Genomic DNA, 15,713 nt, shown 5'->3' on the forward strand with positions numbered 1-15,713 from the left:
CATTCGCTCAGGTTCAGCGCTTATCCAAATAGTTCCGCCAAACGCTGGCCCGGATCATCAGCCCTCATAAAGGCCTCACCCACCAAAAAGGCATTCACCTGATTCTGACGCATCAAAGCAACATCATCCTGCGCCAGAATGCCACTCTCGGTAACCACTAAGTAGTCATCAGGAATACGCGCAAGCAGATCCAATGTAGTCTGCAGCGTCACTTCAAAATTGTGCAGGTTACGGTTGTTGATACCGAGGAGGCGATTGCCCAGCGGCAAGGTGCGCTCCAACTCCTCACCATCGTGCACCTCAATCAACACATCCATCCCCAGCTCTTGTGCTAATCCATTGAGATCGGCCATCTGCTGATCCTCCAGGCAAGCGGCAATCAGCAGGATACAGTCAGCGCCGATCGCACGGGCTTCATAAACTTGATAGGGATCTACAATAAAATCTTTGCGGATTACCGGCAGTGAGCAGGCGGCTCGTGCCTGCTGCAGGTAAGTTTCGTGCCCCTGAAAAAAGTCGGCATCGGTCAAAATGGAGAGACAGCTCGCACCACCTTGCTCGTAAGAAGCCGCGATCTCAGCAGGATGGAACGGATCACGCAGCACCCCCTTGCTCGGGCTCGCTTTTTTGATTTCAGCGATTACTCCAGCGCGACCCGCTGCGATGTTTGTCTCGAGTGAGCGCACAAAACCACGCGGATCAGTCTCTCCGCCTTTTTGCGACTCAATCTGCTGCTTCAACTGTTCAACGCTGACTGAAGGAGTACGCTCAGCAATCTCCTCGAACTTACGCTTTACGATACGCTCAAGTACTGTCGGGATTTTCGCCATCACTGAGCTCCCGCCGCAAAGTTCTGCGAGAAACTCGCCAGCTCTTCCATCTTCGCCTTAGCGGCACCACTTGCGATCACTTCAAGAGCTTTGGCAACGGCCCCCTCAAGCGAGTCGTATATATCCGCCGCATAGAGTGCAGCACCTGCGTTAAGTGCAATCATGTCGGCGGCTTTAGGGTTCTCGCCACTGAAGGCTGCGCGGATAACCTGCAGCGATTCGCTCGAATCCGCTACTTGCAGACCTTCGAGTGTCTGCGCCTCTAGTCCGGCCGTCTCTGCCGTAATGTCGTACTCGGCGATCATGCCATCCTTAAGTTCAGCAACGTGCGTAGTCGCAGCAAGACTGATCTCGTCCAGCCCATCTTCAGCGTGAACGACCAGTGCGTGCTTGGCACCCAGTTCCAACAGCGCTTCAGCCATTGGCCAGCAGAGCTCTTTATCAAACACGCCAAGCAGGTAGTGCTTGGCACCTGCCGGGTTAGTCAGCGGACCAAGAACATTAAACAGCGTGCGCATGCCCATTTCACGGCGTGGACCAATCGCGTGCTTCATTGCACTGTGGTGCTGCGGCGCGAACATAAAACCAACGCCCACCTCATCAATACAGCGTGCCACCTGCTCAGCATTCAGACCCAGGAATATACCGGCCTCCTCAAGCAGATCCGCCGCGCCAGACTTAGAACTTACCGAGCGGTTACCGTGCTTCGCTACCGTACCGCCCGCTGCAGCGACAACAAAAGAGGCTGCGCTGGAGACGTTGAAAAGGTTAGAGCCATCACCGCCGGTGCCCACAATATCAACCGCGTTATCAGTGGAGAGTTTCACGCCGATCGCCAATTCGCGCATAACCTGAGCCGCAGCGGTAATCTCGTCAACTGACTCACCCTTGATGCGCATAGCGGTGAGGAAAGCGCCGATCTGTGAATCCGTCGCCTGCCCCGTCATAATTTGCATCATCACCGCATGCATCTCATCACGGCTCAGATGTTCACCAGCAACGGCGTGCGCCAGTGCCTGTTTGATATCCATGGTTGTTCCTTCGCTCTTATCCTTGGGGAGAGAAATTAACTGCTCCAAAAATCATCTGCGCAGAGTGCCTGAAGCCATCTAGCACTTCAAGCTAACTCAATGTCCGCTCGGCTGCGGTTCCGTATCGTCGCCCTCTTCGGGCAAGTCTGCCACCAACGTGAGGTCAAGCTGATCTAAGCGATCAACTAACAGGTCCGGATGTGAGTCAGCGATGTTCTCACCGTGGTTGTAGCCATAGGTTACAGCCGCAACCTTACAGTCGGCAGCACGTCCCGCCTGTACATCATTCTTTGAGTCACCGACGATCCAACAGGCCTGCGGCTCAGCGTCTAGCTGTTCGATTACGTGCAGCAGCGGTGCCGGATCAGGTTTTTTCTGCGCCAGCGTGTCGCCACCAACAACGAAATGGAAGTAGCGTGAAAGGCGCAGGGATTTGAGTAGCGCTTTGGTAAACAGCATCGGCTTATTGGTCACAACGGCCAGCGGTACCCTCTGCTGCGTCCACTTCTCTAGCGCGGCTTCAACGCCCGGGTATATTTGAGCAAAACGCCCATTGGATTCAGCATAGGCTTTTAAGAAAGCCAGATAGGCAGCTTCATAAAGCTCACCCTCTTTATGACAATCCTGTGGATCCATTGAGTCAGAGAGCGCACGCGCCACCAACATAGAGGCACCGTTTCCGACCCAGTCACGCACTTTAGCTTCGCCGGCTTTCGGGCGATCAAGCTCGGTTAGCATCTGGTCAACGGCAACGGCCAGATCCGGCACTGAGTCCACCAGCGTGCCATCCAAGTCCAGCATAATGAGTTGCGGCAACTGCGCCATCGATTAAACCCCTGCCAATTCAGCGCGCATCTTGTCGATGGTCGCTTTGTAGTCGTCGGTGTTAAAAATCGCTGATCCAGCAACAAAGGTATCTGCGCCTGCAGCAGCGATCTCAGCGATATTATTGATGCCCACACCACCATCGATCTCAAGGCGAATATCCAACCCTGAATCATCTATGCGCTTGCGTGCTTCACGCAGTTTATCCAAGGTACCGGGAATAAATTTCTGGCCACCAAAACCGGGGTTGACTGACATCAGCAGGATCATATCGACCTTATCCATCACATGATCAAGGTAGTGCAGTGGCGTGGCTGGATTGAACACCAGTCCTGACTTACAGCCGCCATCGCGCACCATCTGCAACGAACGATCGATATGTTCAGACGCTTCGGGATGGAAAGTGATGTAGCTTGCACCTGCCTCGATAAAGTCACCGATCATACGATCGACAGGTTTAACCATCAGGTGCACATCGATCGGAGCCGTAATACCGTGTTTACGCAGTGCTTTACAAACCATCGGGCCGATTGTCAGGTTAGGGACGTAATGGTTGTCCATCACATCGAAGTGAACGATATCTGCACCTGCATCAAGCACCGCATTAACTTCGTCACCCAAACGAGCAAAATCTGCCGAGAGAATCGACGGTGCAACCTTGTAATCAGCCATTTCCAGATCCTTAGCGTTAAATCGGGCGCTATTGTACCCTGCAGTTTTCGAGAAAACAGCCGATAACCCGATTTCAACGGGAGATGCTGCGATGTACCGGATACTGCCACTTCTACTCTGCCTCTGGACACCGGCGCTGATCGCCGGAATCAGCACGTCTGCGCCAGAGCCGCTGGACTACCGTGCCCAGCTCAGCAAATTCACCGACCTGCTTACCGTCGAATCGAGCGGTGGCTTTCGTGCCTTACAGAATCAAACACTATCACCCGCTCTTTTAGGCGGCGCCGTGCTCCTGACCGACCAACGACCCGACTGGATTGAAACGACCCGCAACCTGCGCCTGGGACTTGCGCGTCAGGGGTGGGATACGATGACCCCCGAACCAAGCAACGATACTGAGCAGGTCCGTAGTCGTGCTCAAGCCCTGATCGATAACCTACGCGAAGCGGGAAACAGAAGAATTCTCGTGATCGCCCTCGAAAACCAAGCGGCGAACGCGATCGAACTGGTCAAAGAGGCCGGTGACCTGCGACTGGTGATGTACAACGCTAGCAGCGATACACGCCTCACCGAGGATCTAAACACTCAAATAGAAACCCTAGACCGAGCGCTCACCATCGAACTCTACACCCGCTCACCCGAACCCTCGGAAGCCTCGGAAGCCTCGGAAGCCTCGGAAGCCTCACGTCGACACATCTTGGCCAAAAAGAACAACCTAGCCACCTACAGAGCCCGCCCGCTTCTAGGCCCACCGGCAATGCCAGGCGATCTAAACCCCGCTCACACAAAACGCATCCTAGGCGCCATCAAAACCCTAATCGTTGAATTCGAACAACAGAAGTCCTAACCACCTGAGTGAGACTAGACGCAACAAAATCGCAGGCTGCGGCCCGCTCCTACTCAGGCTTAGCTGCACACGCAGGAACCGAACCCCTCAACATGAGTAAGCGAGCGGTGTTAGGTAGGGCTTGGAGGGGAGTACCCCTCTAGGGCGTTGAAGGCCAGGGAAGGCCGGAACCGAGCGACATGGAGGTGCATAGCGTTCCTAGAGGGGTACTCCCCTCCAAGTCCGATCTGTACTAACCCCGGACCTGACGAATCAGATCGTATGCCGCCTGTATCTCCTGCGTCTTCTCCTTAGCGATCTGCATCATCTCCTCCGGCAGACCCTTGGATACCAACTTATCAGGATGATGCTGCGACATAAGCTTGCGCCAAGCGCGTTTCACTTCACCATCTGAGGCGCTTTCACTGACACCCAGTACCCCATAGGCTTGGCTAATCTGTGCAGCAGTGGGCGCTCCGCCCTGCCCGCGATGGAAGGCACGCTCAGCTTGCATGCGCGCCAGCAGTGCCTCAATCTGATCAGCAGGCAGACCCAGTTTAATACAGACATCTGTAATGACCTTGCGCTCTGGGTCACTCATTTCTCCATCAGCAAGTGCCGCCTGCAGCTGAATCTCCAGGAAGATTAGACGAAGATTTGGCTGGTATTTGAACAGTGTTGTGAGCGGCTGTAGCACCGGATCTAAATCGAGGCCCGCGTCCTTACCCTCGGTAAAGAACTGAATCGCCTCACGGCGCTTCTCTTCATTGAGGCGCATCTGCCCCATGATGGCGCGGGCGAAATCGATCTCGTTTTCGGTCACCTGGCCATCGGCTTTAGCGATACGCCCCATAACGGTAAAGGTCGCCTTAAAGAAGATCTGCTGCGGCGCGACGGTCGCTGCTTTGCGGAAGATGCGCTCCACGCTAAAGCCAAGAATGCCTCCAAAAACAAGTCCGGGGAAGCCACCCGAAAAGAGACCAATTGCGGCACCCAGCAAAATGCCGGTACGAAATTTATAAAGGTCGGCGCCAAACGATTGCATCAGTTAGGATCCTTGTGCGAAAGAAAACGTTCCACCTGTTCTAAACGCTCAGGCGTACCTACATCATTCCAGTATCCGCTGAGAATTTCACCCTGAGCTCGATCATCGGCTATCAATTTTCTCAGCAAGGGTGCCAAAGGTTCTGGCCGATCCAAGGCAAAATGGGCGAACAGGGAGGGACGAAGCAGACTGATACCTGCAAAGGTAAAACGCAAACCTGTATCGGGACTCAAGCGGCCGTCCACACGCAGATGAAAGTCACCTTCCCGATGCCAGCTCGGGTTAGCCACCAGCCAAAGCCGGGCATCAGTAGCGTCAGGCAGCGCGAGATTGAAGCTAGCGTACTCGACATCGGTAAACACATCGCCATTGACCAACAGGAAGGGTGCGTCGCTCTGGGCTGCAAGCCAGGGTAGCGCTTTGCGCACTCCACCCGCAGTCTCAAGCGGTTCGTCCTCGGCAGAGTAGAATAGCTGCACCCCAAGGGCGCTACCGTCACCAAGCTCTGCTTCGATTTGCTCGCCCAACCACGCGTGGTTAATAACAATCTCGCTTATACCAGCCCGTTTCAGATTGTTGATCTGATACTCAATCAAACTTCGTCCAGCCACTTTTAGAAGCGGCTTGGGAGTTTTCAGAGTTAACGGCCGCAGCCGCGTGCCGAGGCCAGCTGCTAAAATCATTGCACGCATCAGTCGGCATCTCCGAAATGCTGTCCAAGTAGTGGATGAGCCTGCAATAGCGGACGCATCGCACTAAACGCCAGATCTAACTGCGCAAACTCGGGATATTTAGCGGCAGCACGGTGCAGGTAGTTGAACGTGCGAGGGATATCTTTGAGGTAGCCCTGCTTACCATCGCGCAGCCAAAGACGGCAGAATATGCCGACAACCTTCAATTGACGCTGCATCCCCATCAGGTAGAAGTCCTTTAAAAACTCACTTGGATCCGGCATTTCAAACCCAGCATGCAGTAGCTGTTGGCGGTACTCTTCAACCCAAACCTCAACCTGTTCATCAGGCCAGTCGATATAACTATCGCGCAGCAACGATACGAGGTCGTAGGTGATAGGCCCAAACAGAGCATCTTGGTAGTCGATAACTCCGAGTGAGCCATCGGCACAGAGCATCAAGTTGCGCGAGTGATAATCGCGATGAACCGGCACCTGTGTCTGCGCTTCAGCACGCTCTATCAGTTTGGCGTAGACAGGGTCTAATAGAGGCAACCAGTCCTTTACATCCAATCCCAAACAGCGACTTAGAAACCACTCATCAAATAGTCCCATCTCGCGCTGCAGCACTTCAGCGTCGTAGGGTGGGAGTTCGTTATCTTTGACTTGTTGCAGTTGCAATAGTGTCGCCAGCGCAGCTGAGTATGGAGATGAGGACTTCGCCTCTAACGTCGGCAGCAACATCCGATCACCAAAATCCTCCAGCAGCATAAACCCGAGTTCTAAGTCTGCTAGCAAGATCTTTGGCACCTTGATCCCCGCTGCTCGCCAGCGCTGACCTATAGCCACAAACGGGGCGGAATCCTCTTTATCAGGGGGGGCATCTACCGCTATGAACTGGCCGCCTGCTGTGCGCGCACGAAAATACCGTCTGAAGCTGGCGTCGCCAGAGACTACTTCCAACTCTGTGGGAGCTGCCTCGGTTGATTCTGCTGCCGCCCAATGAGTCTGCACCCACTGTGTTAACTGCGCTAAGCGCTGCCCCATTCTGCTCTATCCTCTGGCACTTAGTGGCCGTAATGCTTATCATGCTGGCACAGAATGTTACTCGACTTTGCTAGCCGGCGGAAACGGACGCATGCCTCTAAACAATAAGAGCCACAAAAAGCTTCTTCTCAGTGTAATTATTGCAGGCACCTTGCCGTCGGCTCAGGCAGCTGACGGGTGGAACTGCGTTCAGGCAGCTGACGGGTGGAACTGCACTGCAGCCGCTATTCCGCAGCAGCCATCTCAGCCTGTAGCGCAGGCGCAGCCCAAACCCGCGGTGACACCAAAAGCCGTTGAAACACCAAAGACAGAAGAGGCTCCTACCGCTGTTGCAACCGAGGAGCCTGAGGTTGTTGACTCACCCACATCGGCTGTTGAGAGCCAGCCCGAAAACAGCGCTGCGCAAGAAAGCCCAGCGAGCGTGCTGCCAGCTGCTGCGCTTGGAGAGCCTCAGCCCGCAGAAGAGCCTGTGCTAGCAGAAGAGCCAAAATCGCAGCAAGCGTCACAGCTCGTTGCTCCATCTAAACGCGAAGTCGCTGCCGTCGCTGAAGCACCAGCAGAAGCACCTAAGCCACCTCTCCCCGCTGGCTCTTACCTTAACCTCGATTGGGTTATTCGCTCTCCATTGGAGACCGCGAACGAGGTCTGTAAAGGTGCGTACGCAGAGCCACAGATTTGGAACGGACTGCTGACGCCAGGCAACAGTAACTCGGCAACAACAATCGATGCTGATAAGTCCTCATCACTGATCGGCGGCATCACAGAACTCGAAGGCGACGTCATCATTCAGCAGTCTGGCCGTCAAATGGAGTCTGGATACGCCGAATTTGATAGTGCCAACCGCCAAGCTCTGCTGCGCTCCAACGTGCGTTACCGCGAACCTGGCTTCTTGCTGCGCTCTGATGCCATTTCGGCAGATCTGGATCGAAGTATCGCCATCGCAAACGAGTCGAGCTATGTACTGCACGAGAACGAACTGCGTGGTGAAGCCTTAGCATTAACCCGCTACGCCGACAAATCGATCGAAACTCAACTGTCGCGCATCACCTATTGTGAGCCGGGCAATGATGATTGGGCCATTCGCGCGCAGGAGATGACCCTGTACCCTGCTGAGGGTTATGGTGAAAGCTGGCACACCCGTTTTGAGGTGGCCGGTGTTCCTGTGTTCTACCTGCCCTACTTCTACTTCCCGTTGGATGATACACGTCGCTCCGGCCTGCTCTACCCAACATTGAGCAGCAGTGAGACCGATGGCTATGACCTGGCGATTCCGTACTACTTTAATATCGCTCCGAATGTCGATGACACGCTCACCGCACGTCTGATTGAGCATCGTGGCTTGCTGCTCGAGAACGAAGCGCGCTACCTCAACCGTTATTCAATGAATACACTGAATACTGGCTGGATAAGCGATGACGATATCTACGGGGATGAGCGCTGGCTGCTCAACTTCAACCACAGTGGTAATCCTGCCCCCGGCTTCAGCAGTGCAATTGAGTACTCACGTGTCAGTGACAACGACTACTTCGACGATCTGATGCCGGTTGAGATTCGCGTACCGACCAGCGACAATCTTAACCAGCGCGCGAGTCTGAGCTACAGCGCAGCCACTTGGAATGCGTCGGTATTAGTGAATGACTACCAGACCATTGATGGCGGCGCTGAGCCCTACGCGCGTATGCCTCAACTTACACTCAGTGGAGCCGAAAGCTACAGCGACCTGCGTTTGGGCTACCTCGGACAGTTTACTGAGTTTAAGCACGATACACTTACAGACGACGGGCAGCGAGTACACTTACGCCCTGTTATAAACTATGACTTGAGCCGCACCTGGGGCTACCTTCGCCCAGAGCTGGGCCTTTGGCATTCAAGTTATGATTTGTCGGATGGAAATTCATATAGCGCTACCGCTAACTTTGCGTCACTCGACTCGGGTCTCATATTTGAACGCCAAGGCGAGTTGGCAACCCATACGCTGGAACCACGCATGAAGCTGATCAGTGTCGCAGGCGACGATACGGCGACGCTGAAGAACTTCGATTCAAGCCGTTTAGGCTTTAGTGCGGGTAACCTGTTCAACACACTTGGCTATTCCGGTAACGACCGTGTTGCTCAAACTGACCAAGCAACTCTAGGACTCACTAGCCGTGTATACAGCCTCTCAGGCCGTGAAATGGTGACCGCCAGTATCGCGCAAGCACACTACTTCAACGATCATGATGCGCGCCCAGGTGATGCTAGGGGTACCGAGGACTCATCGGACTACGCTGTCAGTGCAAGCTGGAAACCCTCTGATGTACTCAAGCTGAGCCATGACAGCCGCATCGACAAAGATGACGGCACACTGCTGTCGCAGAACTACGGGCTAATGTACAACCCTGATGATGCCAAACTTGTCTACGCTAGCTTCCGTCAGGCGAAGAGCAATGCCGACACAGTTACCAAAGAGCAGATCGACCTCGCGGCGAAATGGCCACTGAATCCTGCCTGGAGTGTTGTCGGTCGCTACACTGAAGATTTGAAAGAGAGCGAAAACCTCGAGACACTGCTGGGCCTTGAATATGGCAGCTGCTGCTGGAAGATACGCTTCACCGGCCAGCGCGCTGTGAAAGATGGCAGCAGCGACTACGAGCGTGAAAACGCCCTCTACCTACAATTTGTACTCAAAGGTCTGGGAACACTCGGCGGCGCTGAAGGCCGCGAATTCCTGAAAGATTTGACCGGTTTTGATGAGGATAAGAATGAGAACTTTTAAGCGTCTGCTAGCCACTGCTCTGCTACTGACTCCGCTCTACGCCCAGGCGCTAGAGCCGATCAACAGTGTTGCCGCGGTCGTTAACGATGGCATCGTGATGGCTTCTGAAGTGGATCGCCGCGTCGCGCAGATAACCCAGCAGCTGCAAGCTCGCCAAGCCAATATGCCACCGGCTGATGTGTTGCGCTCGCAGGTACTGGAACAACTGATACTCGAGAGCTTGCAGCAGCAAGTTGCCAAAAAACAGGGGATCCGCGTTAGCGATCAGGAACTGAACCAGGCGATGCAGCGTGTCGCGCAGCAGAACAATCTGAGCTTGCCGCAGTTTCGTGAAGCGGTAATTGCCCAAGGTGGCTCATACGCTGAAGTACGTGACCAGATCCGTCGTGAGCTGCTGTTACAGCGGGTACAGGAGACCAACGTTAACCGTCGCATAAGCGTGACCGACCTGGAAGTTCAGAACTACCTTAACTCTGAGCTCGCCAAAGGCAATGACAACTCAGAACTTCTACTGAGCAATATTCTCGTTGCGCTGCCCTCACCGGCCTCTCCACAGCAGATTCAGGCCGCTCAGGCGCGAGCACAAGAGCTCGTAGGTCAACTGCGACAGGGTGCTAACTTCGCCGATCTTGCGGTTAGCTCATCCGACGCTCCGAATGCGTTGAGCGGTGGTGACCTCGGCTGGCGTAAACTCGCGGAGCTACCCACCAATATTGCGATGGCCGCCAACAAGCTGGAGAACGGCCAATTTACCCAGCCTATCCGTACACCTTCGGGATTCAACATCATCTCGTTACGTGATCGCCGTGGTAACCAGCAAACGCTGGTTGAGCAGTCGCGCACGCGTCACATTCTTGTGCGTCCAACCGAGATCCGTACCCAAGAGCAAGCAAAAGCCTTTGCAGACGAGCTCTACACCCGTCTACAAGAGGGTGAACCTTTTGCTGAGCTCGCCCGTCGCTACAGTGATGACCCAGCGAGTGGCTCACTCGGTGGAGAACTCGGCTGGGTGCAGCCGGGGCAGATGGTTCCAGAGTTCGAGCAGCAGATGAACAGCCTCGCGGTCGGTCAGGTCAGTGCTCCGTTTGAGTCACGCTTTGGCTGGCACATCGTTGAAGTTGAGGAGCGTCGCACTGAGGACTTCTCATCTGAAATGCGTGAAAACGCCGCGCGTACCGAGATCCGCAAGCGCAAAGCAAGTGAAGAGCTACAGAACTGGCTCCGCGAACTGCGCTCTGAAGCTTATGTCGATATAAAGGCGCGTTGATGCAACCTCTGCGCCTAGCCCTCACACCCGGTGAGCCGGCCGGTATTGGTCCCGATCTGTGCGTGCAGATCGCCCAGCAGGGCAGCCCGCACCAACTGGTGCTGGTCTGCGACCCCGACCTGATTGTTGATCGCGCTCGCCTGCTAAACCTGCCCATCAAACTCCTTGAGTTTGATCCGGACCAGCCGGTTCAAGCGTGCAATCCCTCAGAGCTCTACTACCTCGGCACGCCGCTGGTCGAAGATGTGATCCCCGGGCAGCTAGATAAAACTAACGCACGTTACGTACTCAACGCGCTGCGTATGGCGACCGATGCGACCCTAGCGGGAATGTTCGATGCACTGGTAACAGCACCCATGCATAAAGGCGTAATCAATGACGCCGGCATCCCCTTCAGTGGTCACACCGAATTCCTCGAAGAGCGCTGCGGTGCTGACAAAGTCGTGATGATGCTGGCAACTGAAGGGTTGCGAGTGGCGCTGGCTACGACACATCTGCCGCTCAAAGATGTCTCAGCGGCGATTACTCCAGAGCTACTTGAAACGGTAATTCAGATTACACTCGACGAGCTGCGCCTCAATTTTGGTCTGCAGCAACCGCGCATTTTAGTTGCCGGATTGAACCCACACGCTGGCGAGGGTGGCCATATGGGTACTGAGGAGATCGATACGATTATTCCCGTGCTCGAGCAGTTCCGGGCACGTGGTGAGCAGCTAATCGGACCGCTACCGGCAGATACCCTCTTTACCGAACACCACCTCAAAGATGCCGACGCTGTGCTGGCGATGTATCATGACCAGGGTCTTCCGGTCCTCAAGTACAAAGGTTTCGGACAGGCCGTCAATATTACGCTGGGTCTACCCATCATCCGTACATCGGTTGATCACGGTACCGCCCTTGATCTAGTTGGCACCGGTGAGGCTGACTCTGGATCCCTGCTTACTGCTATCAACTGCGCAGCAGAGATGGCCGCTCACCGCGCTCAAATAAAGCAGTCTTAATGAGTAAAAAACATCTAGGGCACGTTGCCCGCAAGCGCTTCGGCCAGAACTTCTTACACGATCCAAGCATTATAGGACGCATCATCACAGCGATTCGTCCGCGCCCCGCAGATCATCTCATCGAGATCGGTCCCGGCCTCGGTGCACTGACTGAGGAGCTTCTCGAGGGCGCCGGTGCACTTGAAGCGGTCGAGCTCGATCGCGACCTTATCCCAGTGCTGCGTACTAAATTCTTCATGTACGGCGACAAGTTTCAGATTCATGAAGCTGATGCGCTGAAATTCGACTTCAGTTCCCTACAGAACGATGATCGTCCTCTACGAGTCGTGGGTAACCTGCCGTACAACATCTCTACGCCCCTCATCTTTCACCTGCTCAGTTTCAGCGGGCTGATTAGCGATATGCACTTTATGCTGCAGAAAGAGGTGGTGGAGCGGCTTGCGGCTCAGGCTGGCGACTCAGCTTACGGTCGGCTCGGTATTATGGCGCAATATTACTGCCGCGTTGAGAAGCTCTTTCTGGTCCCCCCCGGTGCGTTTAATCCGCCGCCCAAGGTAGACTCAGCGATCGTACGTTTGACGCCCTACACCGAGCTACCGTTGAAAGCAGAGGATACTGAACTGCTGCAAGAGGTGGTCCGTATCGCTTTCGGGCAACGACGTAAGACGCTGCGTAATAACCTTAAACCGCTCATCAGCGGCGAACAGTTAGAAGCAATCGGAATCGATCCGGGCCTGCGTCCTGAAAAATTGGAGTTGGCCGACTTCGTAAAAATTGCCGATACTGTCTACCATCAACGCCAACCGAAGAGTTAAGAGCAAGCGATACCGCATGACTGAAATGGACCTAGCCAAGTACGTAGATATCAGTGTGACCACCCACTACATCAGTGAGCAATCGGACCCCGAGACGCACCGCTACGTATTCTCGTACCACATCACCATCACCAACAACGCCTCCGTTGCAGTGCAGCTGATCAGTCGTCGCTGGCTCATCACTGATGGCAACGAACAGACCCAAGAGGTTGTGGGTGAAGGTGTAGTAGGTGAACAGCCCGTTATTGAGCCGGGTGAGAGTTACAGCTACACCAGCGGCACAGTGATGGCGACGGAAGTGGGGAGCATGCAGGGCCACTACTCAATGATTCGGGTTGAAGACGGTGCAACATTCGATGCGCCTATTCAGCCGTTTACCCTAGCTCAGACACACGCACTTCACTGAGTTAGCGTTCTACTCCAGACGCCTCAGCTCACACTCTTATTACCGAGCTGGCTACCCCACTTTAAATAGATATTCCATAGTGAAAACCTCCTGTAATTAAAACAGGAGGTTTGTCTAGGGTGTACTCCCCTTCCTGCTACTAGGCTTAAATAGAACTCCAATAAAGCAGGGGTCGTACGATGCTAGTATCTGAACGCTTCGCCCTCGCGCTTATGCTTTTCGTTATCCCTTGGGTCTCGCAAGCCTCCTATATGGATGAGTTGATTGATCAGGGAGACGCCGCTTTCTATGGCAGGGGCGCAACGCAATCTTACTCAACGGCAGCAGAGCGTTACCAGCTCGCCGCTGATCTTGGCTCGGCAAAGGCCGCACACTACCTAGGATTCATGCACGATAACGGGCTCGGCTTTGAGTACGATCCGCTAAAAGCTGTGGAGTACTACCAGATTGCCGCAGAAGCCGACCATGCCCCGTCCCTCTTCAGCCTGGGCCAGCACGCCGAGATGGGGGTTGGTCTAAAGCGTAACCTGCGCCGCGCTTTCCAACTTTACAGAGCCTCCGCGCACCTCGGATATGGTATGGCGCAGACACGACTTGCCTTCATGTACGCCCAAGGCCTGGGGACTTCGATCAGCTATAGTTGGGCAACCTACTACAGCGCTATGGCAGCGAGTAATGGCGATCAGCTAGCCGAGATTTTGTTGGAGCAGTTACTACCGCAGCTTCCCAGTTATACGACTGAACTGGAGTACTCAACGCTCTGGCCCATTCCTGACACTGACGCTAAGCCCGTAGGGCAGGTCTATTTAGGTAGCGAGGTCTATCAATTGGAGCGTGTCAGCCCTGAGTGGATGGTGGTCTACTCACCTGAAGCGCGGCGGGTGGCTTATCTGAATATGATGAGTTTTATACCAATGGAGGTTACGGCTTCTGGAGGGAACGAGTAGGATTTTACGGCTCAGGGCCAGATTTACGCGTGCACATCCTTGTGCACGCGCCCTTCGGGCCATCGCGCTGCGCGCGATGTTGCAAATGGCTCTCCTGCCATTTGCTGAACTGACTTCGTCAGTACTCTTTGCCCGGTAAACCAACGCAAAAAAGGGAAGTACACTTTCAGTGCACTTCCCTTTTTTACGTTGGTAGCGGGGGCCAGATTTGAACTGACGACCTTCGGGTTATGAGCCCGACGAGCTACCGGGCTGCTCCACCCCGCATCAACGTGGCGCGAATTATACAGGGATTTGCGGGTTTGACAACAGACTATTTGAAGAAATGTGATGACCCGCAACTCTTAGCTCGGATACCGCCCAACGCCTTTACGGTCAACATTCGCTGGACTATACAGATACAGTAGTGAAATGGCAGCACGTGTACAGCAAAGAGAGATGAAATGGCTGCAGCGACGAACCCGAATATCCGATGCTGGAAGAGAAGTTGGTAATAGCCGCCGATACTGGCGAACCAGCCGCACTCGTTTGGTTAGCGCAGGACAAGGGGTTCTTTGCTGATTTCGGTCTGGACGTTGAGGTGACGCCTCACTCTGCAGGCAAGTTGGCGGTGGACGCTCAGCTTTTCTGCTCTGGCGGTCCTACTAATCACGCTGTCTGTGGCGGCGATATCAATCGCCGCATTCTGCAGCCGATTCGACTGCAGGAGCGAGAGATCGCTCGTGTCACTGATACCAATCTGAGTTACCAACTCACATTGACTCATCAAGATGAGATCAGCTCACTGTCTGACTCACTCAAACTGATGATTCAGAAGCGCCGTGAGGCTGAGACCGACCTTCAAGCAGCTAACGAGACGCTTCAGGCTGCCAATAAAGAGCTAGAGAGCTTTGCCTACATCGCGTCACATGACCTCAAAGCCCCACTAAGAGGCATTAAAAGCTTGGTCAGCTTGCTGACACGCGAGCTTGGCGAAGATCTTAGCCCCGATGCGAGACGCTACGTGGATCTGATGGCTAATCGTACCGAGCGTATGCAGGCACTACTTGAGGGTCTGCTGCAATACTCCCGGATTGGTCGCACGCTCTCGGAGGATGAGGAGATCGACACAAGTAAACTCGTTGATGAGATCAGAACATTGATCGATGCTGGCGGTCAGTGGACCATCATCAACGGCGATAACCTGCCCCGCCTAACAACTCAACGCGCCCCTTTTGAGCTGGTACTACGTAACCTTATAGACAATGCGATTAAGCACCATGATCGCGAGTCCGGCACCATTCGCATCGATGCGCGTACTGTTGCAGAGCGCTATGAATTCATAGTGTCCGACGATGGTCCAGGTATCGCGCCGGAGTATCAGGAACGGATCTTTCAAATTTTCCACACGCTTAAACCTCGAGATGAGGTTGAGGGAAGTGGGCTAGGCTTGGCGCTGGTGCAGAAGACCGTAGAGCACTTTGGTGGCAGCATCAGAGTCGAGTCCGATCCTGAACGCGAGCGAGGCGCAAAGTTCCACTTTACCTGGCCGAAAGCATAGCGTTGGCGCAAGCAGCTCAATAAAAATGTTCTACAC

Annotated in this window: 15 protein-coding genes and 1 tRNA gene; 8 read left to right on the plus strand and 8 right to left on the minus strand. The window is 54.4% G+C overall.

The window, feature by feature from the left end; all coding sequences use genetic code 11:
• Positions 1 to 20: 20 nt before the first annotated feature.
• The 4 genes from trpC to rpe form a co-directional block, all read right to left on the minus strand.
• Positions 21 to 830 carry an indole-3-glycerol phosphate synthase TrpC gene (trpC, locus tag AC1WNR_RS12950; RefSeq protein WP_481644911.1) on the minus strand — a complete coding sequence of 270 codons (810 nt, stop codon included), beginning with the start codon at positions 828 to 830 and terminating at the stop codon, positions 21 to 23.
• Entirely contained in the window at positions 830 to 1,861 is a 1,032-nt protein-coding gene (trpD, locus tag AC1WNR_RS12955; RefSeq protein ID WP_481644912.1) for an anthranilate phosphoribosyltransferase, read from the minus strand. Before trpD ends, trpC begins: the two co-directional genes overlap by 1 nt.
• Positions 1,862 to 1,957: 96 nt before the next feature.
• Entirely contained in the window at positions 1,958 to 2,686 is a 729-nt protein-coding gene (locus AC1WNR_RS12960) for a phosphoglycolate phosphatase (protein WP_481644913.1), read from the minus strand.
• Positions 2,687 to 2,689: 3 nt separating this feature from the next.
• Entirely contained in the window at positions 2,690 to 3,358 is a 669-nt protein-coding gene (gene rpe, locus AC1WNR_RS12965) for a ribulose-phosphate 3-epimerase (protein WP_481644914.1), read from the minus strand.
• 91 nt (positions 3,359 to 3,449) lie between these two features.
• Here rpe and AC1WNR_RS12970 point away from each other — a divergent pair, with 91 nt between their 5' ends.
• Positions 3,450 to 4,205, plus strand: a complete 756-nt coding sequence (locus tag AC1WNR_RS12970; RefSeq protein ID WP_481644915.1) for a hypothetical protein — start codon at positions 3,450 to 3,452, stop codon at positions 4,203 to 4,205.
• A gap of 232 nt (positions 4,206 to 4,437) precedes the next feature.
• Here the strand turns inward: AC1WNR_RS12970 and djlA are convergent, their stop codons facing one another.
• Genes djlA through AC1WNR_RS12985 form a run of 3 tightly spaced genes read right to left on the minus strand, consistent with a single transcriptional unit; the run spans position 4,438 to position 6,946 of the window.
• A complete protein-coding gene (gene djlA, locus AC1WNR_RS12975) occupies positions 4,438 to 5,229 on the minus strand; it encodes a co-chaperone DjlA (RefSeq protein WP_481644916.1) in 792 nt (263 codons plus the stop codon).
• Entirely contained in the window at positions 5,229 to 5,921 is a 693-nt protein-coding gene (murU, locus tag AC1WNR_RS12980; RefSeq protein WP_481644917.1) for an N-acetylmuramate alpha-1-phosphate uridylyltransferase MurU, read from the minus strand. Before murU ends, djlA begins: the two co-directional genes overlap by 1 nt.
• The gene (locus AC1WNR_RS12985) at positions 5,921 to 6,946 is read right to left on the minus strand and encodes an aminoglycoside phosphotransferase family protein (protein ID WP_481644918.1); all 1,026 of its coding nucleotides are present in this window, start codon (positions 6,944 to 6,946) and stop codon (positions 5,921 to 5,923) included. The genes murU and AC1WNR_RS12985 overlap by 1 nt, the downstream gene beginning before the upstream one ends.
• A 91-nt stretch (positions 6,947 to 7,037) precedes the next feature.
• Between AC1WNR_RS12985 and AC1WNR_RS12990 the strand changes: the two genes are divergently transcribed.
• The 6 genes from AC1WNR_RS12990 (at position 7,038) to AC1WNR_RS13015 (ending at position 14,137) form a co-directional block, all read left to right on the plus strand.
• Positions 7,038 to 9,701: an LPS-assembly protein LptD gene (locus tag AC1WNR_RS12990; RefSeq protein ID WP_481644919.1), complete on the plus strand. Its 2,664-nt coding sequence runs from the start codon at positions 7,038 to 7,040 to the stop codon at positions 9,699 to 9,701.
• On the plus strand, positions 9,688 to 10,968 hold the full coding sequence (locus AC1WNR_RS12995) for a peptidylprolyl isomerase (protein ID WP_481644920.1): 1,281 nt from the start codon (positions 9,688 to 9,690) through the stop codon (positions 10,966 to 10,968). Before AC1WNR_RS12990 ends, AC1WNR_RS12995 begins: the two co-directional genes overlap by 14 nt.
• Positions 10,968 to 11,969: a 4-hydroxythreonine-4-phosphate dehydrogenase PdxA gene (gene pdxA / locus AC1WNR_RS13000; protein ID WP_481644921.1), complete on the plus strand. Its 1,002-nt coding sequence runs from the start codon at positions 10,968 to 10,970 to the stop codon at positions 11,967 to 11,969. Before AC1WNR_RS12995 ends, pdxA begins: the two co-directional genes overlap by 1 nt.
• Complete coding sequence (gene rsmA, locus AC1WNR_RS13005) at positions 11,969 to 12,784, plus strand: 16S rRNA (adenine(1518)-N(6)/adenine(1519)-N(6))-dimethyltransferase RsmA (RefSeq protein WP_481644922.1); 816 nt, start codon at positions 11,969 to 11,971, stop codon at positions 12,782 to 12,784. The genes pdxA and rsmA overlap by 1 nt, the downstream gene beginning before the upstream one ends.
• 16 nt (positions 12,785 to 12,800) lie before the next feature.
• On the plus strand, positions 12,801 to 13,190 hold the full coding sequence (gene apaG, locus AC1WNR_RS13010) for a Co2+/Mg2+ efflux protein ApaG (RefSeq protein WP_481644923.1): 390 nt from the start codon (positions 12,801 to 12,803) through the stop codon (positions 13,188 to 13,190).
• Between the two features lie 179 nt (positions 13,191 to 13,369).
• Entirely contained in the window at positions 13,370 to 14,137 is a 768-nt protein-coding gene (locus AC1WNR_RS13015; protein ID WP_481644924.1) for a tetratricopeptide repeat protein, read from the plus strand.
• A 190-nt stretch (positions 14,138 to 14,327) separates the two neighbouring features.
• Here the strand turns inward: AC1WNR_RS13015 and AC1WNR_RS13020 are convergent.
• A tRNA-Met gene (locus AC1WNR_RS13020) sits at positions 14,328 to 14,404 on the minus strand.
• Positions 14,405 to 14,609: 205 nt separating this feature from the next.
• Here AC1WNR_RS13020 and AC1WNR_RS13025 point away from each other — a divergent pair.
• Entirely contained in the window at positions 14,610 to 15,677 is a 1,068-nt protein-coding gene (locus AC1WNR_RS13025) for a sensor histidine kinase (protein ID WP_481644925.1), read from the plus strand.
• The last annotated feature ends 36 nt before the right edge of the window (positions 15,678 to 15,713 follow it).

The organism is Marinobacterium marisflavi (assembly GCF_982447095.1).

Excerpts from the sequence above, each read along its gene's own strand:
- trpC (WP_481644911.1), bottom strand. The coding sequence starts at position 830 with ATGGCGAAAATCCCGACAGTACTTGAGCGTATCGTAAAGCGTAAGTTC.
- trpD (WP_481644912.1), bottom strand. The coding sequence starts at position 1,861 with ATGGATATCAAACAGGCACTGGCGCACGCCGTTGCTGGTGAACATCTG.
- AC1WNR_RS12960 (WP_481644913.1), bottom strand. The coding sequence starts at position 2,686 with ATGGCGCAGTTGCCGCAACTCATTATGCTGGACTTGGATGGCACGCTG.
- rpe (WP_481644914.1), bottom strand. The coding sequence starts at position 3,358 with ATGGCTGATTACAAGGTTGCACCGTCGATTCTCTCGGCAGATTTTGCT.
- AC1WNR_RS12970 (WP_481644915.1), top strand. The coding sequence starts at position 3,450 with ATGTACCGGATACTGCCACTTCTACTCTGCCTCTGGACACCGGCGCTG.
- djlA (WP_481644916.1), bottom strand. The coding sequence starts at position 5,229 with ATGCAATCGTTTGGCGCCGACCTTTATAAATTTCGTACCGGCATTTTG.
- murU (WP_481644917.1), bottom strand. The coding sequence starts at position 5,921 with ATGCGTGCAATGATTTTAGCAGCTGGCCTCGGCACGCGGCTGCGGCCG.
- AC1WNR_RS12985 (WP_481644918.1), bottom strand. The coding sequence starts at position 6,946 with ATGGGGCAGCGCTTAGCGCAGTTAACACAGTGGGTGCAGACTCATTGG.
- AC1WNR_RS12990 (WP_481644919.1), top strand. The coding sequence starts at position 7,038 with ATGCCTCTAAACAATAAGAGCCACAAAAAGCTTCTTCTCAGTGTAATT.
- AC1WNR_RS12995 (WP_481644920.1), top strand. The coding sequence starts at position 9,688 with ATGAGAACTTTTAAGCGTCTGCTAGCCACTGCTCTGCTACTGACTCCG.
- pdxA (WP_481644921.1), top strand. The coding sequence starts at position 10,968 with ATGCAACCTCTGCGCCTAGCCCTCACACCCGGTGAGCCGGCCGGTATT.
- rsmA (WP_481644922.1), top strand. The coding sequence starts at position 11,969 with ATGAGTAAAAAACATCTAGGGCACGTTGCCCGCAAGCGCTTCGGCCAG.
- apaG (WP_481644923.1), top strand. The coding sequence starts at position 12,801 with ATGACTGAAATGGACCTAGCCAAGTACGTAGATATCAGTGTGACCACC.
- AC1WNR_RS13015 (WP_481644924.1), top strand. The coding sequence starts at position 13,370 with ATGCTAGTATCTGAACGCTTCGCCCTCGCGCTTATGCTTTTCGTTATC.
- AC1WNR_RS13025 (WP_481644925.1), top strand. The coding sequence starts at position 14,610 with ATGCTGGAAGAGAAGTTGGTAATAGCCGCCGATACTGGCGAACCAGCC.